The organism is Chloroherpetonaceae bacterium (genome assembly GCA_033763895.1).
Taxonomy (GTDB): Bacteria; Bacteroidota; Chlorobiia; order Chlorobiales; family Thermochlorobacteraceae; genus JANRJQ01.
The window spans coordinates 603,254-623,851 of sequence record JANRJQ010000010.1; the positions used below are offsets into that span (position 1 = coordinate 603,254).

Below are 20,598 nucleotides of genomic sequence, written 5' to 3' on the forward strand. Positions count from 1 at the left end.
GACCAACCTAATTCGTTTTTTGTACCGATGCGCAACAAAGTGCCAAAAAACCTTGAAGAAGCTAAGGTTGAGATTTCCCGTTTGAACCACTTTTCTTGGGAAATGAGGCTTGAGTCGCCATTGAAAGGCATTGAGTGTGCTTTAGAAGCTTATGAATTGGCGCTGCAATGGAATCATGTATCCGGTATTGCTGAATCTCTCCGAAATCAAGGTGTTCTCAGTTGGTTCCTCTCCGATTATAATAATGCCCTTGTAAAACTGTTAAGCGGATTAAACTATGCACAAGCAAGTGATGATAAATCGCTTGAATCTTCAATTCTTAACTGGCTTGGAAATACGCATGAGCGCTTGGGAAACAATGCAGCGGCTTTTGACTATCACTTGAAAAGTTTAAACCTTCGAGTTTTACTTAATGATAAAATCGGTCAAGCGGCTTCCCTCAATAATCTAGGAAATCTGCATTGGAGAATGTCCGACTTCGCAACAGCCCTCGACTATTATCAACAAGCCTTAAGAATTCGTGAAGTCAGTAATGATAAAATTACCATTGGGGCTTCGCTTAATAATATTACTGTTGTTTACTTTCATTTGGGGCAATACCAAAATGCCTTAAATTATGCTGAAAGAAGTATCGCTTTTTTTGAAGATTCAATTGATAAACGCGGTTTTGCAAATTCACTTAGCAACTACGCTCTTTGCTTGCAGAAATCGGGTAAACTTGAAGAGTCTCTTGAATATGCATCCCGTTCTTTGGAATTAAGAAGAGTTATTGGCGATCGGCAAGGTGAGGCAAATTCCCTCAACAACATTGGGCTTGTTTTGCTTCAGAAAAAACAATTCGATGAAGCACTTGAAAAATTTCAGGAAAGCCTTGCTATCACAGAGAAAATCGGGGATAGATTTTTTGAGGCAGAAACTTTAATCAATATTGCCTCAGTTTATTCTTCCCGAGCTGCTATATCCTCTGAAATGAAACCCACAAAAGAGTCTTATGTGACGGATGATTTAATAGACTTTTCGACCGTCGGCCCTTTAGGACTTTTTGACCATCATCTTTTGAAATTTGCCGTTGAGTATATCGAAAAGGCATTAAAGGTTGCGGAAGAAATTCAATCCAAGCAATGGATCTATGAATCTTATCTCGCACTCTCAAAATGTTATAAAATGCTCGGCAATACAATGGAGGCTTTGAGAACTTATAAAGCATATCATGAAGTAAGGGAATTGGTATTTAGTGAGCGAAACGAGGAAAAGATAAAAGTGTTGAACGTGAAGTTTGAAATGGAACGCAAAAAAAAGGAAGCGGAAATTTATCGACTTAAAAATGTAGAACTTGCCAAAAAGAATTTAGAGTTGCAAAATGCAAAAGCCCTAAGAAGTGAATTTTTGAAAATTGCTGCGACTGACCTCAAAGATCCTCTTGCTACTATTACCAGTTATGCTGACATGTTATCAGAGTCGATTGATCAATTCGATCCGAGATACCCCGGCAGAATCAAGCATTTATCAATCAATATGCTTGATTTAATTAATCGGCTCTTGCGAACCGGAATGCTCGATAGTGGGAACATTTCATTCACTCGAACCCCGATCTCGCTTTTTGATTTAACCATCATGATTTTAGAATCTTACCGAAATATTGCGCAAGAAAAAAGGATAGAAATTGAAATAAAAAATTTGACTAAAAATCTTGCGATTTGCGATGAGGAAAGAACTGCTGAGATTATTCAAAATCTCTTATCGAATGCCATCAAGTTTTCTTATCCCGAAAAAAAGATCCTTTTTGAAATTTTTGACTTTGATCCCTACCGGCCCGGTGTTCATGCCATAACAAAAATTCTTGCTGATTTAGATTTGATTGCACTTTCAATTACCGATGAAGGTCAAGGTTTTTCAGAAGAGGATAAAAAAAATCTATTCAAAAGATTCCAACGCCTTTCATCCGAACCAACAGGTGGCGAACCCTCCGTAGGGTTAGGTTTAGCGATCTCAAAGGAACTTGCAGAAAAACAAGGAGGCACACTTTACCTTTATAGTGAAGGAAAAAATGCTGGCGCCACTTTTACATTGCTCTTGCCAAAATTTCAAACAAATTAACTTGAGTTTGAAATCTTTCTTTAACATTCGGGAGTACATAATTAATGATAAACGAATTTGACGACCTATCCCCCGAATTTGAGCCTAAAATCCAATCAAGAAGTGAAACCGATAAATCAACGGATTCCCAAATAAAATCACTCTTAAAAAAGGCGTGGGAAAATAGAAATCATGATGTGCACAAAGCGCTCCAAATTGCAATTGATGCACTTACTCTGAGCGAAAGGTCGAAAGATCAAATGAGTGAAGCCCAAAGCCACAAAATGATTGGTCATTGCAGAATGTGGCTTTCTGAAAACGAAAATGCCTTAGAAGCATTTGGAAAGGCTTATGCCATTTTTGAAACCCTCTCTGAAATTGAATACACGGCCAATATTCTCTACGAAATGGGCTGTATCTATGCCAAGTTAGATGATTTCCCGAATGCACTCAATTGCCACCTTAAAAGCTTTGGAATATGTCAAACCCACCATTTGGCTTCCGGTGAAGCCTTGTCACTTAGTGGCATCGGTTATGTTTATGAAAACATGAATGATTATGAAAAGGCCATCGACTATTACTCGAGAAGTTTAGACATTTGGGAGCGGCTTGGTGATAAATGGGGTCAAGCCAATTCGTTGCAAAACCTTGGCGTTATATTATTTGAGCGGCTTTCTGCACCCGAAGAAGCGTTGTTGAATTTTATGAAAAGCTTGGAGTTTACACTCGAAATCGGGGATGTTCGTGGCACAGCAAAAGCATTCTTTTTAATTGGTGAAGTCAAAAGAATGCAGTATAAATTTGAGGAAGCCTTTCAAAGTTATGAACGAGCAACGGTGATTGCTGAAAACTCCGGTGAGCGATTCATTCAAACACAGGTTCAAATCAGTATTGGGAAAACGCATTTGGCCGAAAATAATACAGCACAAGCCATTAAGGTTCTAAAGTCGGCGCTTTCAATTGCTGAATCCCTTAAATCAAGAGACTTGAAATCGAAATGTCATAAAACTTTATCCGAAGCCTTTCGGATTCAAAGTGATTACCAAAAGGCCTATGAGCATTATGTGTCTTATCATACTTTTCGTGACGAAATTCATAGTGAAGAAACGGAACGAAGAATAAAAAACTTACAAGTAAGACTTGAGACGGAACGAGCGCAACAAAAAGCAGAAGTCTATCGATTGAAAAATTTTGATCTGGCACAAGCAAATTCCGAATTACATTTGCTTAAAGAGTCGCTTGAAGAAGCCAATAAAGCGCTTCTCAAAGCATCGAAGCTTAAGACTGAGCTTTTAGGAATTGCCGCAACAGAACTTCAAGAGCCAATTCATTCAATTTTAAATTTTTCTAAAAGCTTGCTCGAGCCAAGCCAGATTGCGGTGAAAAGAGAACAATTGTTAAAACTGATTTATGATCTTTCTCTTAGGATGTCTCATATCATCACTAAACTTTTGAATGATGAATCGATTCGTGACGGAACTGTTAAGCTCTCCCTAAGACCGTTAGGAATTTCAAATTTACTGAAGCTAACTTACTTGAAATATCAAGCAATTGCTGAAAAGGAAGAAGCCAATGTCATTTTTGAACTAGAACCCGACCTGATGTTGCAAGGTGACGAAGATTTAATCAAAGATGCCTTAGAAAGAATTTTGCAAAGATTCACACAGATGTTAAAATTGAAGCAAGTATTAAAAATATCAGCAAAAGAACTGCCTTCAATGTCCATTCAACTTGGTTTTACGCTTGTGAATTCTATTCGCGGGGTTCATCAAAAAAGTGAAACGAATTTGAAGACGCTTGAGGTTAACCAAGAGTTCCGTTCCGATGAAGTGACAAAAAGAATCATTTACCTTCATAAGGGAATGATTGAAGAAGGTCAGACCGATGAGGAAATAAAACTTCTCGTTACTTTCCCAAAATCTATTTAGTTTTCTTTAACCAAACCAATTCATTCAATGTTTGATATTATTCAAAGAGACGCAATGATTGACGCAATGCGCCGCGAGCTTACAGATTATGGTGTTCGCGAACTTCGTTCACCTGAAGAAGTTGATGCCGTCATCAGTGCTCAAAAAGGTACAATTCTCGTGTTTGTTAATTCGGTGTGTGGATGTGCCGCCGGTGCCGCTCGTCCGGGACTTAAACTCTCGTTTCGTTCAGAGCAAAAGCCCGATGAAATTGTAACCGTTTTTGCAGGGCAAGATCGTGAAGCGACCGAACGAGCACGATCATACTTTAAAGGATTTCAACCGTCATCACCCTCAGCATATTTGCTAAAAAATGGTGAGGTTGTTGCAGCACTTCATCGTCATCAAATTGAAGGTCGAAATGCGGAACAAGTGGCACTCCAATTAGAGCAGATGTTTGCCAAATTTTGTAACTAAAAAAAACGGGCAAAAGCCCGTTTTTTTTTAATTCATCGGAACTTCAATTAAAAGAAGTTTAGAGTCCTTTAAGGCCTTAAACGAAAAAGTGTTTTGTCCCGAAACTCCAATAGCATCACGCCTTCCGATAACTTGAGAGTCAAACTCAATTTCTCCCTCAATCACAAAAAGATATATCCCATTTCCTGAGTGTTGAAGCGCGTATTCGATCTGACGACCTGTTTCAAAATCGCCAAGCGAAAATGTTGCATCTTGATTAATCCAAACGCCTCCACTTTCCTGTTTAGGAGAAACGACGGTTTGAAACTTATTGACACGACCGGCCTTATCGAAAAACTTTTGCTCATAACGCGGTTCAATATTTTGCACTTTTGGAAAAACCCAAATCTGCAAAAACTTGACAAGGTCAGACGTTGAATGATTGTATTCTGAGTGAGAGATTCCTGTCCCAGCCGACATAATTTGAACCTCGCCTTCTCGAATGACTTCTGCCCGACCGGTACTGTCTTTGTGCGAAAGCGCACCCTCCAAAGGAATGGAAACGATTTCAAAATTTTGATGCGGATGTGTCCCAAATCCATAACCGGCTTCAACGGTATCATCATTAAGGACACGAAGCAAACCAAAATTTGTTTTTTCAGGGTTATGATAGCTGCCAAAACTAAAACTGTGAAAACTCTTTAGCCAACCGTGGTTTGCAAATCCACGTTCTGAAGCAGGATAAAAGATTTTTTTACGTTCAACGGTCGAATCATTATAAACCATCATAGGAATTTTTGTTTTTCGTTAGAAAATTTTTCATTTAGAACGAAGATTAAAAATATATGTTACAACACATAACTATTTATTCAAAAAAAATTTAATGCGGAAATCTTTCAAACATCATTCCAAATGCAAGAAATGAAATCCCGCTCATTAAAACCAAAATGGTATCGCGAAATTGCAGTTTGATGACTTTGGTAAGAAACCATATCATCAAAAAAGCAAAACCTACAATAACAATTTGACCAAGTTCGAGACCAAGATTAAAAGAAAACAGTGGGAGAAATAAGTTTTCTTCCTGCCCCAAAAGTTGCCTTAAAAAATTAGAAAAACCCAAGCCGTGGATAAGCCCAAAAAAAACTGTTGTCGGGTAAAGAAGCTTTGTTTCACTTGCCACCTGCATTGCGTCTGGAATTGCTTGAAGTGGTAATTGAGAAGTGATAAAGACTTGGTAAACCGCTGTCACAAAAATGGTAAGTGGAATCAGAAACTCAATCCAATCACGTGAAACAGTAAGGATTTGCAATGTCGAAAGGGCTAAGGTGATGCTATGGCCTACCGTAAATGCCGTAACAAGGTATAACAATTTTTTCCAAGCTTTTGTTGGGAAACCAGCAGTTAGAGCTACAATAAAAAGAATGTGATCGTACCCTTTGACATCAGAGATATGTTCAAATCCTAATCTCAGAAAAATTTCAAATTGCGAAGTCATTATCAACCTCGGTAAAATTTAAACCCGACGGGCACTTTATTTTTAGCCCCATAAATGATAAACATCATTGCAAGTGAATCCATCCAAAAAGCCATATCCAATCGTCCCAAATCAACCACATCCCAACCGAAGGATTCGGCTAATTTGGTAACTACAGATTTACTTTCGGCATGATTACCACAAATGGGCAAACTCGCCTTTCCTTCTTGATAAACCGGCTTTGTCATTTGGTGAACAGAAACTGTATTAAAGGCTTTAACCAAATGCGAATCAGGGAGATAAGCTTGTATGGCTTCAGTTAATGAAGCATTTTGAATTGAATTCAACTTTGGTGGAAATCCCTTTGAAAAATCAATGGGATTAATCAAATCAATGACGGTCTTTTTCGAAAAAAATTCTTTTCCAGCGATATCAATCGCTTGGTAAACGGCTGCGGATGAAACAGAAAGAATAATCACCTCTCCGAAATTAGCCGTTTCTGAAAAGGAATCGATGTTGATGTTTTTATGTTGCCGTGCAGCCCAGTCGGTCAATTTTTCAGGATGCCTTGTTCCGAGCATCACATCATGACCCTTTAGCAAAAAGCCTTCTGCCAATGTTTGTGAGACAATTCCCGAACCGATTATTCCGATTTTCATGAGTTCAAAGTTAATTGGTTTCAAAAATTGAAGTGAGAATGTTATTGAAATAGTTCTTATGGTGTATAATAGAATCCAAGCTCGCGCTCAACTTCTAATGGCAAAGTGGGTAATTCTGAAGAAGGAAGCAAGTAAGTGGAAAGATTAAAGAGATCGCTAAAAATACGATGCGCATCGACAGTTGTCTTTAAATAGTGGTGACCCGAGGAGCCACCTGTTCCAATCTTAGTTCCGATCATCCGATGAACCATTTGAAAATGGCGATATCGCCAAGTAGCAAATCGTTCATCAATTTCGATGAGTGCTGTGAGCAATCGGTAGGGAAGGTGCAAAATGGGTTTTTCCTTGTAAAGTAAAATGAGAAGTGCCGCTTTTGAAGCTCGATGAGATAGCCTACGCTGGCCATTCTGAATTAAAGCAAGATGTTTTTCTGAATCGAAAATTGCTTCAAAATTTTCGCGAGTCATTTTAAGATTTTTCATTTCTTTCTCTCGAGCTTCCGGCGAAAGAAAAGGATTGGCTTCAATAACCGATTGATCTCGCGCCAGATTTTTTTCGATGACAGATTGATACAACACCCAAAAATCAAACCCCTTAAATTCTAAAAAGGGCGTGCGTTCAAGCCATAATTCAATCAGTTCAAAAAGAGTTCGGCTTTGCTCACTTGGCAATACTTTGGCTAAGTCAGACTTTGAGAGTCTTTCAGAGTATTCTTTTCCACCAAACCCGATTCGTTCAATTTTTCTTAAGCCCATTTTATTTTCAATTAATCGAAATTGTGCGCTCTGAAAACCTGAGGCGGGTGACAAAGCCTCTCGGAAATCGAGAAAATCGCCCGGCGCCATTGTTTCTAAAACACGCAATTGATCAATCATTACAGACTGAATCTCAGTGATTCGAATTAAGCGAGAAACCGCTACGCCAATGTTTGGTTCTAAAACATAATCACGTTGAAAAAAATCGAGCACTGAATCAAGTTCATGCAAAATTTGCTTAAACCACAGCTCATACACTTGATGAATAACGATAAAAAGCATTTCATCATGAGCCGGTTTTCCTTTGACTTTGCTTAGTGGCGTTTGTGCATCAAGAATTTTTTCAAGTTGAAGGTACTCGCCGTAATAGACCCCTGAGGTAGCATTATTTTTTTGTGTCATATTCAAAATGAAAATAAAAAACCCGCTTGTGGCGGGCTTTTTTGCTTACTAAAAAGTAGATTAAAAACGGCGCCCTATCGAGAAATAAGCCCCTGTTGTTCCTGTGCCAACAAATTGAAAGTAACGAATATCAACACCAATGGTCATATTTTGTAGCAATGGGATACGACCAAATTGATAGAAGAAGGTATTTCCAAAGGTTAAATATTGACTTGTCGGCGAGGAAGGTTGAGAATCTTCAATGATTCGACCAAAGCCATAAACAAAGCCACCGCCAATATAAATTCGACTGAATAAATTTTCCGAAATGGCTTTGAATTTCAGTTCATATCCGATGTCCGCGCCGGCAGATCCTGCAAAGACTGAACTACCCAAATTATTTTGCTGGTTAATATCTACCCCAAAGGCAGGGTTAACAGGCACACCGCTATTAAATTGATTAAAAAGCAAACCGCTTGTACCAAGGTATAAACCGAATGGGAAAGTGTATCCCATTTGAAACATCCCACCAACATTAAAAACACGGCTAAAGGCCATCCCGAAAGAAGCCATTGTTGAAAATCCGAAAGGCTTGAGGTCACCGCTCTGAACAGCGGTTGGCAAAATAAAACGACTTTCCGGTTCAACTGTTTTCTTACTTGTTTGTGATGATTCAGACGATGATTGATTTGAAAATGATTCTTCGGAAATCGTTTGAATAAGCCGGTCATTGACAACCGACGCCGTTTTTTTCCCTCGAAGCACCGGCTTTTCGGGGAATTGTGATTGAGACTGCAAATCCGTGTGGGTTAAGAATAATAAAATGGCGACTAAAAGGCCATAAGCGCGTGTTAAAGGGTTATTTCTCATCGGTTTCTCCGCTCGAAAGAATTTATACGAAATAAAAAAGTTTGTATGCTATTTCCTACGAAATATCTTTTGTATGAAATACGAAATCGATTTGAATTTTTCAACACCAATTTGGGTAAGTCTTGATGTCCTCTTAATAAAATCAAATTGATAACTAAACTTATACCTCAAGTTACGAAAAGGAGTTGCTAAAAATTTTGGAATATGAAAACCTGACATTTTCCAGATAAAAAAAATTCCAATGATTAATAAGAGTGAGTTTCCAATCCACATTGACACAAAAGGAGGAATAATATCTCGATCGGCGAGTTTTTCCCCTGAAATCAACGAACCCCAATAAATCATAAAGAATAGTAACGAGAATCCGGCTCCAACACCCACTCCGCCTCGCCTTGCAAGTACGCCGAGCGGCATCCCCACAAAAACAAAAAATAAACATGCGAAGGGAATGGAGTACTTCTTATGGATTTCAACCAAATATCGATTGATTTGATTTTGTGTTGATTTATATGAATAACACTCCCCATCAATTTGTGATAGCAAGCTTCCAACTTGTGAAGATACCGCATCGATATAAGTGGGGTAACTCTTAAAAGGAACCTTTGATAAAATAAAACCAAGTGAACTGCTTTGTTTCTCGGGGCTTGGCAGGTTTTTGCGAAAGTAAAGTGAATCCAATCGGGCGTAAGTTGCGATGCTTTTGGCAGTGTCACTAGAGTGAAGCAGTAAATGAGATGCCGCAGTATTCATCGCAATGGTCGTAAGTCTTCGATAAGTTTGAGGGTATTGGCGTTTAAGACTATCACAAATTTGCATCATATTATTTGCTGAGAGCTCGCGGTCGCTTCGGCTCACGGTGCTTTCATCGGAGCGTGAAAATCCAAACCCATCGCCATTAAAGAGAATGACATGCTTGTCAAATTTGATTCGTTTGTAACCTGTTTGAGTATCACGGTCTAATTCATGCATCTCACCAGTATCAAGAGTCATGATGAGGTAACGATTATCTCGGCTAAACGCGAAGTCTGCTGTTTTTGCTCGAATCACTGTGTTTTTTTGAGGCGTGGTATAATCATAAATAATTATCCCATCGACCTTTGAACTGTTTTCGTATGTTTTTTGAACAAGAATTGAATACCCTTGAATCATATCCGAAAAAACATTTTCTTCCAATCCGAAGGAAGGTTTTTTCTTGGTGATATCCATCGTCAATACTTTTGCTAAATGATTGGCCTCGGGAAGCACCTCATTTCCAAATCGCTCAACCCCAAAAGCCAAGAGTAACCCGGCAAACAAAGGCGGAAGCATTAAACGAATGGGTGAGATCCCACCGGCTTGCATTGCCGTGATTTCAAGTGCTCCAGAAAGATTCCCAAATGCCATTAAAGAGGAAGACAGCATCCCGATTGGCGCAGCAACGACAACCATCCAAGCAAGTTGTAAAGAGAGTAATTCGATGATTAATTGAATTTCAATCCCCTTTCCAACCAATCGATCTAAAAATCTGGTCAAATAATTGATCAGAAAAACAAACATCACAGTGAAAAATGCAAAAAGAAAAGGAGGCAATTGGGTACGAAGCAAATATCGATCGAGGATGGTCATGAAAGGGATTCGTTAAGACTTAAATTAGTTGGCAATTCGATGGTAAAAACAGAGCCTTTACCAATTCCTAAAGACTCCGCCTGAATCGTTCCACCGTGTAATTCAACATAAGATTTGATAATCGAGAGCCCAAGCCCTGTAGAAATCTCCCCACCTGTCGGTTTTGCAGAAAGCTTTTGAAATTTTTTGAAAAGCAGCTCTTTTTCTTGATGTGAAAACCCTTGACCCTCGTCTTGAACTGAAAAATAAAGGCTTTCAGATGTACGAGAAAGCCGAATGGTAATGGTTTGGTTTTCGAAAGAATACTTAACGGCATTCGAGATGAGATTTTCAATTGATTCACGGCACTTTGATTCGTCCGCTACAATCTCGTAGGATAAGGAGGGTTCAATTATTAGAACAAGTTTCTGAGACTTCCGATCCAAAAGGATTCGATTGGTTTCAATGACGGAGTGCATCAGTGAAAGAAAATCAAATCGATTAAGAGTCAGCTTAAATACTTTATCCTTACCATTTTGAGACTTATTGATTTCAAGTAGCGAGGAAATTAGCATTACAACATGATCGGTTGCCAATTTCATTTTCTTCAAGTAATCAAGAACTTCTTTGTCTTTAATTCGAAAACTAATCAAATCGGCATAACCTTTAATCACTTGCAATGGGTTTTTTATATCATGAATTGCGACCCCAAGAATGGCATTTCGCATTGTGTCGGTTTCAAGTAACTGAGAATTCACGGCAATGACATCTTGATAAGAGCGAAGCAAGTTTTCGTTTCGTTGACGGTAAATTTCAGCTTCTTTACGGACTTTTTCCGTTTCAAGTTCAACGATTAGTTGTTGCGTTGACCCATTTGTGCCATTGTTCGAAAGTTCTTCTTTGAGTTGGTGATACATTTCATAGAGTAACAATGCCTGCTCAAAATCTCCACGCATTTTTTGAATGGAATAAGCCAAGTAATAGACTTCAATTTGGAGGGGGGCAAGAGCTAAATCTGCGGAGAGATCGAGCGCTCGTTTTAGGAATAAGTTATTTTCGGATAAAAGGGTAGAATCATTTTTGTGGAGATAGATGTTGGCAAGCCCGATCAAGCTTAAAACAACCGCCTTTGTATCAAAGATTGACTCATTGATCTGCAAGCTTTGACGGTAACATTCATAAGAAGCATCGAATTTTTTTTCAAGAAAGAATACTTTTCCCAAACCAAGCAGACTTTTTCCCTCAAGTTGCAGATTACCAATTTTGCGAGCTAAACCTAAGCTTCTTTCAAAGGCAAGCTGTGCATTAAGTTGTTCTCCTAAGCCTATATAGGCATTTCCTGTATGAAGAATGGATTGACATATTCCATACTGATGATCCAATTGTTCGAATACACTTCGGCTTCGATCATAATAGTTAATGGCATTTTCAAATTCCTTTTGCGATTCAAAGACTTCACCAATAAAACTAAGAACCTGAGCAATTTTAGATTTATAATCAACTCCCTCGAAATATTGCAGGGCTTGAATAAATGAAGCCAAGGCAGAAGAAAAATGCCCTTGAAGAAACTGAATTCTGCCAATGCCTATGCGTGCTAAAGATTCAATTTCTCGATTGCCAATACTTTTTCCAATTGATAATGCTTCAGAAAAATACTGCAACGATTCTCGATATTGGTGAAGTCGTTTCCTTACGAATCCCAATTGGATATAAGCCAACGCTACGCCGGATTCAGAATTCGATTCTGATGCAAGGTCTTTTAATTCTAAAGCAATTTTTTCGGATGAATCGTATTCCAAAAGCATGAATTTTGTTTCGGAAATTCCCCATAGTGCCAATAGCTGATCTTCTTTGGCGTTGCATTGTTGGAAGATAAAAAGTGCTTCATTAAAGAGTTTTAATGCCTTAAGAAAAGATCCTGTTTGTAAATGTGATTTTGCGGAGAAGAAAAGGGCAATACCTTTACCGTATTCATATCTCAATCGGTTGGACTCTTCAAGATGGAGCTCCGATAAAAGAACCGCTTCGCGAGGGTCCGAGAGGCTTAGCAGCGAAATTAAATTTGAAATAATATCAATTTTTTCGACTTGAGTAATAGAATGGGAAGAAGGCGACTGATGGGAGAATTGAAGAGAATCAATGTTTCTTTCCATTCATTCAATACATAATCGTGAAATGCAGCTAATCAGCCAATATGAAAATGATAAAAATCAAACGAAGTGCTTAAGGTCACAAGTATCACATTTACATATAAGCTTCAAGTTGTTTGCGTTTCAAGGTATCAACGGAGTGTTTCACATCTTGAGAATGGCCTCGTCGGCAAATGAGGAGTGCGTCAGGTGTATCAACAACAATTAAATCCTCAACACCAATCAACGCAATGGTTTTTGTCTTAGGTTTCAAAACCATTACTTTCTCCGTTTTTTGAAGAAGAAGGTTATCATGAATTTCATTTCGGTCGTTTTGCAACCTAAAATTCATGATTTCATCCCAACTTCCAGCATCTGACCAATCAAATTCACCCTGCATCACATACACAGATTCCGCTTTTTCCATTACGCCATAATCAATCGAAATCGAATTGGTGCAGCTGTAAACTTGTGCAATCACTTCCTTTTCCTTTCTTGTGCCACATGCTTGAAATATAAGTTCCATATCTTTGTAAAGACTCGGCATACATCGCTGAAACTCACGATAAATTGTGGAAAGTTTCCAGATAAAGACACCGCTATTCCAAAAGAAATCCCCACTTTCTAAAAATTTCTTGGCGGTTTCAAGATCTGGTTTTTCTGCAAATGTCTTAACGGGATTGGCCGTAATTCCAAAACGAACTTTAATTGAGGTTGTGATTTCATTTGAAATTTGCTCTGATTGAATATACCCGTAGCCGGTTTCTGGTCGATTCGGACGGATGCCAATCGTAACCAGCGAATCGGTTTTCTCAGCAACTTCTACTGAGGCTTTTAAGGTCTGCTGAAAAAGGGCCACATCATTAATAACATGATCGGCAGGAAGCACAATCATTGAAGCATGCGGGTTTCTTTTTTTTATGATTGCAGCTGCTAAAGCAATACAAGGGGCCGTATTTTTTCCGACAGGCTCAACCAAAATATTTTTGGGCGATAATGTCGGAAGTTGCTTTTTTACCAAACTCTTTCCCTTTTCGTTGGTCACGACAAAGATATTCTCGATTGGAACCACGCCACTCAAGCGAGACACCGTTTTTTCTATCATTGTCCCGTCGCCAAAAAAATCAAGGAATTGCTTAGGCTGATTTTTTCTCGAAAGTGGCCAAAGTCGTGAACCAACGCCTCCGGCCATTATGACGGCAAAAATATTTTTATCGAGTTGCTCTTGAGTGGTGGCTAAATCGGGGTTTGGTTCATGCATTTGAAATACTTCCATTGATAAGTGTTTCGAAAAAGTTGATAAAATTATTTCTTTACAGGTTTCTTTTTTTGAGAAAGTGCCGCTTCAGCATCTGTTTTAATTGACAAAGCAAGGGTATTATCCGCTTCTTGTTTCAGGATAATAGTTGCAATTTTTAGTGCTTCTTCGAAGTTCTTCGCCTCTAAGAAGCAAATCCCTAAGTTTAAGTTTGCAACCACAAAATCTTTTTTAAGCTGTCTAGCTTTCTGAAATAAAGACTGAGCAGATAAGGTGTTACCAAGTTTATATTCAAGAAATCCTAAGTTGTTAAACGCTTCTGCATAGGAACTATCTCTAGAAACTAGATGAAGCAATGTTTCCTTCGCCTTCAAAGGTTCATTGCTTTGGTAATAAGCAATTGCCAAAGCGTTTTCAGCCTCAGAAAAATTTGGAGAAAGAGTTAAAGCGTGGGTGAGGAAATCAATTCTTTCTTGAAGATTGCTTGTGTTTTCACCTTTTAATCCTAAAGCATAAGATTCAAGTGAAAATCTACTTGCCGCGATATCCTTCGCTATTCTTGCGTTATCCGAAGCAATCACAAAATTAGGATTGAGACGAACTGCTTCCGAAAAGTATTGCAAAGCTCTCTCCGTATCGTTTTGCAAAAGATATATAAAACCAGCGTTGTTGAAGGCTTCAGCTTGGCTGAAATCATATCGGATGGACTCTTGGTAAGCGAAAAGTGCCGAATCTTTGATTCCTAATCCAAAATAAGCGTTCCCGAGCTTTAGTAAAATGAGCCCCTTATCTATAGCATTGAATCTCTTTGAATTCTGAATTACAGGCTGCGCATTTCGAAAATGAAAAATGGCTGATGAATACTTTTGGGAATCGAGTTTCATGATACCTTCTTGAAATTCACGGATCGCTAAAGCAGCGTTGAGCGAATCGATTCGCTCATTTTCAATTTTCACTGTTTCTATTTTTGCAGAATCTAATGAGACATTCTTTGGTAATCTTTTTTGAACGATTCCTCGTGAAACATCTTCTGTTGACGCCGTCGAGCCCGTTCCGCAAGAAAAAAAAGTGAATGAAAGAATAAAAACGATTCCACTCAAAAAAACCCGATTGAGAGTGCGTTTTTTCACTTGGGTAAATTTGTTACGCAAAGCACGGTTTAATTAAATTCAATTAACTTACGAATGCATCGATTAAAAAGAGTAATAAAGATATTGATTTGATGATGATTTTTTGATTTCTCTCTTTTAACCTTGCTTTTTTATCGACGAAACACTTTTTCGAATCTATCAATTTACCTGTGACAAAAGAAGATTTACTTCTCATAGAAGAATGGCTCCCCAAAAAAAATTTAATGGTTACAAAGGAGCAGTTGCAAAGCTATTGGAGCTATGGAGAAATGATTTTGGAGTGGAATCAGAAAGTAAATCTTATCAGCCGAAAAGATGAAGAGGCCGTGCTTTCAAAGCATATTTTTCATTCACTTGTTATCGCCTTTTTTCATTCGTTCAAACCAAAAGAAAAAGTGTTGGATTTGGGAACAGGGGGCGGTTTACCCGGAATACCACTTGCCATTCAATTTCCAGATACTTATTTCCTCCTTATTGACTCCACAGGAAAAAAGATTACAGCTTGTGCTGATATGATTTCGCGATTGAAACTAAAAAATGCGGTTGCTAAAAAATCGCGTGCGGAGGAACTTCGAGGAACTCAATTCGATACAATTGTTAGTCGGCAAGTGGCAGAGATGAAAAATCTTACAAGATGGGTCAGACCTTTAATCAAGCCCGGTGGCGAGTTGCTTTGCTTGAAAGGGGGTAATCTTGAAGAGGAAATTGGAACAGCATTGATTGAAAGTGCAGACACGCTCTCGTTCCCGGAAACCATTAGAACAGAACCGATTGACTTCTTAGGGGAAAAGTTTGCAGAAAAATTTGTCGTTATTGCCCATTAACTAAATCTTTGTGTTCAAATCAGCGCATTCTTTTGGAAAAAAGTTGATCAATTTCTTTTGAAGTTAATTTTCGCCAAGTTCCCAAAGCCAAATCCCCAATCGTAAAATTGCCAATCTTTACTCGAATAAGCCGAAGGGTTGGATGACCAATGTGAGCGGTCATTTTACGAACTTGACGATTTTTACCTTCAATCAATTCCAACTGTAACCAAGCCGTAGGAACGGATTTTCGAAAGCGAACGGGAGGTATCCTTTCCCAAAGCCATTCAGGTTTATCAATAAGAGTTACTTTGCAGGGCAAGGTTTTTCTAGATTCAATTATTATCCCCGTTTCCAATTGGTGAAGTTTAAATTGCTCTGGAACTCGTTCGACTTCTGAGATGTATCTTCGGGGATGTTGATTCTTTGGATTTAAAAGTTGATCAGTTAATCCAATTTCATCTGAAAGAAGTAGAAGTCCTTCGGAGTCCGAATCCAAACGCCCAATAGGATAAACTTCTTTGGGAAGTGAAAATTCAGACAAAGGCCGATTTCCACTTCCATCTGAAGTGAATTGAGATAAAACGCCGTAAGGCTTATTAAAAGCGATGACCATTAATTATCGCTTTTCCTTTTTTGCTTTTAGAATCTTTAAAACCTTTTGGGCATCGTTTAGTGTATCCACAGCTTGGGATGGGTAAGGTGTTTTGACACAAAAAATCTTAAATCCATTTTCCAATAAACGAAGTTGCTCTAAACTTTCAGCCATTTCAAGTCGCGAAGGTTTAAGTCTTGTAAATTCAAGTAAAGTCTCGCGCTTGTAGGCATACAGGCCTATGTGTCGAAATGCAGTTTCTTTTTGAGTTAATTCACCAATTCCGGTTCTGAAAAACGGTAGTGGAGAGCGTGAAAAATAGAGCGCATATCCGTCCCTTCGAATCACGCACTTGACAGTGTTCGAATCTTTATATTCTTTTGAGTATGAAAAGAATGGCGTGTAGAGCGTTGTGCAATCAGGCATCATGTCCATTGTCAGCATTGGGTGAATGGCAAAATCGATAGAACGAGGATCGATCAAAGGTTCATCACCTTGAACATTAACAATAACTTCCTGCTTGAGATTCAGTTTACGAGTTGCAAATGCAAGTCGGTCCGAACCGCTCTTTAAAGATTTTGGGGTCAGAATGGCTTTGCAGTTGAATTTCTCTACAGTTTTAAGTATGCTTTTATCATCGCATGCAATAATGACATCCTCCGCCAATTTAGATTGGATTGCTTGTCGGTAAGTGCGAACCACCAAAGGTACACCTAAGAGATCAAAGAGCATTTTTTGGGGCAAGCGGGTTGAATGAAGTCTTGCCGGAATAATAATTATCGCGCGTCGGGTTATCATATAGTCAATTGTTCTCTAGGCGAGAATGTTTCAAGCCCTTTTTATTATCTTAAAATTACAATTTGGCAAATCAATATTCATGTCAAGTTGATTCATGATTATTTTTTAAGCATTTGCAACAGGCTTACTCAAGCTTTTATCATCAGAATAAATTTCGAAAAGACGAATTTATGAAGGGATTTGGATTTGTATTACTCATCATTGCTGTATTGATTTTTGGATTAATTGTTGGAACACGGCTGCCTGATTTTATTGGTTCTGGCTTAAGTGCTAAAAACACACAAAAGTTTAATGAAGCCTTTCGATTGGTTTCGGAGCATTATGTTGATAATGTGGATAACAATGCCATTTCTGAGGGTGCAATAGAAGGAATGCTTCAAAGGCTTGACCCACACTCAGTGTATCTTTCGCCTGAAGAAGCGCGTCGCTCAAGAGAAGAATTTCAAGGCAGTTTTGAGGGAATTGGAATTCAATTTGAAATGATAAAAGATACGCTTGTCGTTATTGCCGCTTCTTCGGAAGGGCCAAGCGAAAAAGTAGGAATTCAATCCGGAGATCGAATCATCTCAATCAATGACACGAATGCTGTTGGTCTAAAAAATGATGAAATCATTCGACGGCTTCGTGGTCCAAAAGGATCTATTGTGAAAGTGACAATCAAGCGTTCAGGTTATGATGAAGCATTGATATATAACATCAAAAGAGATAAGATTGCGACCTACAGTGTCGATACCTACTTTATGCTCGATTCCCAAACAGGGTACATAAAAATTTCACAATTTATCGAAACAACGCATAGCGAATTTTTACAAGCTTCAACAGCGCTTAAAGAGCGAGGTATGACGCAATTGATTCTTGATCTTCGCAATAATCCCGGTGGCATTTTGCAACAAGCAATAAAAATATCAGATGAATTTTTAGGTGCTTCACAAAAAATTGTATCACAAAGAGGGCGAAGTATTCCAGCGCAAACGGATTACTCCGAGGCAGGGCAAGCATTTGAATCGATTCCATTGATTGTACTTGTTAATCGTGGAAGTGCTTCAGCTTCTGAAATTGTGGCCGGAGCAATTCAAGATCACGACCGCGGGTTGATTGTCGGTGAAACGACTTTTGGCAAGGGGCTCGTTCAAAGACCCTATGAATTGACCGATGGTGCGATTTTGCGCGTAACCATCGCAAAGTATTATACGCCATCAGGAAGGCTAATACAGCGACCGTTTTATGAAGGTGAGAGCCGCCGTGATTATTACGAAGAAGCAGATCGCTATGCTAAAATTGATGAACAAGCGATTGCGATTGCAAGAAATCAAAATTTGGAATTGATTGAATCGGCACCTCTAATTGTCCCTGATTCTGCCCATAAAGCCTATCGTACCGACGCAGGGCGGCTCGTTCTTGAAGGTGGTGGCATTACCCCGGATTACTTCGTTTGGTCGGATTCCATTACAAGGTTTTATCAGGCAGTTCGGTCGAAACGCTTGTTCAGTGAATTTGCGCTTTCTTATTTGGAGAAGTATCCGGAATTGCGAAAAAAATTTATGGCCAAATTGCCATCAAAAATAGAAGAGTTCTCTAACGAATTTGTTATTGAAAGTCAAGATATTCAATCATTTCTTTCACTGACAACCGACAATGGAATTGCTTTTGATTCTACTGAATTTGTGAAAGATGAGCGTTATTTGTTGGGGGCAATAAAATCTGAAATAGCCGGTCAAATTTGGGGTTCAAAGGCAAGAGCCGAACTCCTCATCCGAAACGACAATGTGTTAAGGTCTGCGATGACCCTATTTCCAAAAGCAACCGCGTTTGCCCAAAACTCAAGAACTAAATGAATTGAGACGCGAGAATCACTGCCCCCGGGATTAAAAAATTATCCACTTCCTTGGGGCTAACAGCTTCTGCAATTGTGGCGATTAGTGTGATGAAACAAATTCGTATTAGATTGAAATCAGTTGGGATAATCCACCACACAAAAAATAACGCTGCCCCAAAACCAAAAAGAAAAACTGACAAACTTCCTTCAATACTTTTTGGGCTTAATATTGCGTATTTCATTTTTCCATAGCGAGACCCGATAAGCGGCGCTACTCCGTCTCCCCAGCCAAGAACAGCCATTGCCACAACGCCTTCAAAAGACTTATAAAAAAAAGTTCCGCAAATTGTTCCTACAATAACAAAGAAAAGAGGGCCTTTCAAGAGTTCATGTGGGTTTCCGGTGCGGGTCATCGTTCGAACGGCTTCATCGTCGGGGCCGGCCGTCAATCCTTTTAAGGTTAAAAGTACAATCCATAGCACATAGATGCCGACATTGAGATATTTAGTCCAATGACCATCATCAAAAAAAGGGATAAAGATGATCAATGTTCCCGCGCCAATATGTGTGATTTTTCGACTGATATCTTGAGGCAAACCATAACGCTTTACCAAAAAATCCATCAATGCCACAAGGCTAAACACATAAATGAATGTTATGGTGCAAAACAGCACGTTATTCCATAATGGCGATATCCCTGTCATTGATGAGAATAGAATTGGTTAATTAACGTTGAGCAATAAAAATTGAAGCACCTATCACATTGAGCACATAAAGCCCATTATTTACAACCAAATATCGAAGAAAAGTATTGTGTTCTTTACGGTCACTTTTACCAATGACATTTCTTAATCCGGTTTGATGAACGGCCGCATTAATGGCTTGAGCGCCGTTTTGAGGGTCTCGGTAAAGAAGGACTTGCATGATAAATATTAGGATGAAAGAAACTAGAGAAAACCAAAACATAAAGGTAAATCCCCATTGATGCATTAAGGTGACGAACCAAATCAAAGGGATATCGATTATTAAAAAAGAAACGAGGTAAGTGTTTTTAACACCGATCATTATTGGAAGCGATTTCAATCCTTGCGATTTATCTCCTTCAATTGATTTGAAATCATTCAAGAATATCAATCCAATTGCGACAAAGGTATTGATTAAAGCCATTGCCAAAACCTCAGTTCTTAATTCCGTGTAAATCAGATTGCCCGAAACCCAAGTGATAAAGCTATAACTCAAGCCTACAGCCGGAGCGGAAGTCAGAACATTACGCTTTAATTTGAAGGGGGGGGCAGAATAAATGAATCCCATTAATAAGCCCAATGAGAAGATAAAAAATAGTGTGATACCGCGCCTACCGCCAATTAATATCGATAAATAAATTCCTAGCGCTACCGAAATCGCTGCTACAATGCACCAATTCCAAAATGCTTCTTTGGGAGTTAACCTGCCGGAAGGAATAGGACGAGAGGGTTCGTTGATTTGATCAAGATCGCGGTCAAAATAATCATTGACAGATTGGCTAAAGCCTGTGCCTAATGGGCCGAAAAGCAAAGCCAAAAGGGCTAAATATCCTAAGTGTTCCGTTGTAAGTGCCATTTGACCTGAAGCGATCGCACCGCAAATAATACCTTGTAATACACCAACCCAAGTGATTGGATCTAAAAGTTCAATATGGGCTTTTAGTTTTTCGGTAAATCCACCGGAACTTCGGTTGATTTGGTTCATTTTTGAATTCTCACTGAGCAAGGATGTTGGGTAATCACGTTCTAAAATTAAATCCCTATACCCTCATTTTACCGAAAGTTACAAATATGACGGGCAATCAAAAAGGAAAATTTACAGTGTGTGCAAGTTGATTTGGTAAAGTAAAGGCTTTTAAAACGTAGTATATTTGATGAAGCACT

The 20,598-nt window shown here is 38.8% G+C and carries 18 protein-coding genes; 5 read left to right on the forward strand and 13 right to left on the reverse strand.

Annotated elements, in window-relative coordinates; translation table 11 throughout:
- Positions 1-27: 27 nt before the first annotated feature.
- From SFU91_10665 to SFU91_10675, 3 genes are read left to right on the forward strand one after another with little or no spacing between them, the layout of a single operon-like run.
- Positions 28-2,097, forward strand: a complete 2,070-nt coding sequence (locus SFU91_10665; protein MDX2129483.1) for a tetratricopeptide repeat-containing sensor histidine kinase — start codon at positions 28-30, stop codon at positions 2,095-2,097.
- Positions 2,098-2,141: 44 nt separating this feature from the next.
- Positions 2,142-4,004, forward strand: a complete 1,863-nt coding sequence (locus SFU91_10670; protein ID MDX2129484.1) for a tetratricopeptide repeat protein — start codon at positions 2,142-2,144, stop codon at positions 4,002-4,004.
- A gap of 27 nt (positions 4,005-4,031) precedes the next feature.
- Entirely contained in the window at positions 4,032-4,460 is a 429-nt protein-coding gene (locus tag SFU91_10675; GenBank protein MDX2129485.1) for a BrxA/BrxB family bacilliredoxin, read from the forward strand.
- A 27-nt stretch (positions 4,461-4,487) separates the two neighbouring features.
- Here the strand turns inward: SFU91_10675 and SFU91_10680 are convergent, their stop codons facing one another.
- From SFU91_10680 to SFU91_10720, 9 genes are all read right to left on the reverse strand, one after another.
- Positions 4,488-5,228, reverse strand: a complete 741-nt coding sequence (locus SFU91_10680) for a pirin family protein (protein MDX2129486.1) — start codon at positions 5,226-5,228, stop codon at positions 4,488-4,490.
- Between the two features lie 91 nt (positions 5,229-5,319).
- The gene (locus tag SFU91_10685; protein ID MDX2129487.1) at positions 5,320-5,934 is read right to left on the reverse strand and encodes a HupE/UreJ family protein; all 615 of its coding nucleotides are present in this window, start codon (positions 5,932-5,934) and stop codon (positions 5,320-5,322) included.
- Between the two features lie 2 nt (positions 5,935-5,936).
- Positions 5,937-6,572, reverse strand: a complete 636-nt coding sequence (locus SFU91_10690) for an NAD(P)-binding domain-containing protein (protein ID MDX2129488.1) — start codon at positions 6,570-6,572, stop codon at positions 5,937-5,939.
- A 56-nt stretch (positions 6,573-6,628) separates the two neighbouring features.
- The gene (locus tag SFU91_10695; protein ID MDX2129489.1) at positions 6,629-7,729 is read right to left on the reverse strand and encodes a tryptophan 2,3-dioxygenase family protein; all 1,101 of its coding nucleotides are present in this window, start codon (positions 7,727-7,729) and stop codon (positions 6,629-6,631) included.
- A gap of 60 nt (positions 7,730-7,789) precedes the next feature.
- Positions 7,790-8,578 carry a hypothetical protein gene (locus SFU91_10700; GenBank protein ID MDX2129490.1) on the reverse strand — a complete coding sequence of 263 codons (789 nt, stop codon included), beginning with the start codon at positions 8,576-8,578 and terminating at the stop codon, positions 7,790-7,792.
- A 48-nt stretch (positions 8,579-8,626) separates the two neighbouring features.
- Entirely contained in the window at positions 8,627-10,183 is a 1,557-nt protein-coding gene (locus SFU91_10705) for an LptF/LptG family permease (protein MDX2129491.1), read from the reverse strand.
- Positions 10,180-12,315, reverse strand: coding sequence for a tetratricopeptide repeat-containing sensor histidine kinase (locus SFU91_10710; GenBank protein ID MDX2129492.1), 2,136 nt, complete (start codon positions 12,313-12,315; stop codon positions 10,180-10,182). The genes SFU91_10705 and SFU91_10710 overlap by 4 nt, the downstream gene beginning before the upstream one ends.
- 91 nt (positions 12,316-12,406) lie before the next feature.
- Positions 12,407-13,567 (reverse strand): mannose-1-phosphate guanylyltransferase, encoded by a 1,161-nt coding sequence (locus SFU91_10715; protein ID MDX2129493.1) that lies wholly within the window; start codon positions 13,565-13,567, stop codon positions 12,407-12,409.
- A 29-nt stretch (positions 13,568-13,596) separates the two neighbouring features.
- On the reverse strand, positions 13,597-14,679 hold the full coding sequence (locus SFU91_10720) for a tetratricopeptide repeat protein (protein MDX2129494.1): 1,083 nt from the start codon (positions 14,677-14,679) through the stop codon (positions 13,597-13,599).
- A gap of 170 nt (positions 14,680-14,849) precedes the next feature.
- Between SFU91_10720 and rsmG the strand changes: the two genes are divergently transcribed.
- A complete protein-coding gene (rsmG, locus tag SFU91_10725) occupies positions 14,850-15,503 on the forward strand; it encodes a 16S rRNA (guanine(527)-N(7))-methyltransferase RsmG (GenBank protein MDX2129495.1) in 654 nt (217 codons plus the stop codon).
- 19 nt (positions 15,504-15,522) lie between these two features.
- On the opposite strand, the gene SFU91_10730 is transcribed toward rsmG, so the two are convergent.
- Entirely contained in the window at positions 15,523-16,098 is a 576-nt protein-coding gene (locus SFU91_10730; GenBank protein ID MDX2129496.1) for a pseudouridine synthase, read from the reverse strand.
- A gap of 3 nt (positions 16,099-16,101) precedes the next feature.
- A complete protein-coding gene (gene kdsB, locus SFU91_10735; protein MDX2129497.1) occupies positions 16,102-16,875 on the reverse strand; it encodes a 3-deoxy-manno-octulosonate cytidylyltransferase in 774 nt (257 codons plus the stop codon).
- Between the two features lie 170 nt (positions 16,876-17,045).
- Here kdsB and SFU91_10740 point away from each other — a divergent pair, with 170 nt between their 5' ends.
- Positions 17,046-18,710, forward strand: a complete 1,665-nt coding sequence (locus SFU91_10740; GenBank protein MDX2129498.1) for a S41 family peptidase — start codon at positions 17,046-17,048, stop codon at positions 18,708-18,710.
- Here the strand turns inward: SFU91_10740 and SFU91_10745 are convergent.
- Both SFU91_10745 and bchG read right to left on the reverse strand, forming a co-directional pair.
- A complete protein-coding gene (locus tag SFU91_10745) occupies positions 18,703-19,395 on the reverse strand; it encodes a phosphatidate cytidylyltransferase (protein MDX2129499.1) in 693 nt (230 codons plus the stop codon). The genes SFU91_10740 and SFU91_10745 overlap by 8 nt on opposite strands.
- Before the next feature lie 22 nt (positions 19,396-19,417).
- Positions 19,418-20,419, reverse strand: a complete 1,002-nt coding sequence (gene bchG / locus SFU91_10750; GenBank protein MDX2129500.1) for a (bacterio)chlorophyll synthase — start codon at positions 20,417-20,419, stop codon at positions 19,418-19,420.
- Positions 20,420-20,598: the final 179 nt, after the last annotated feature.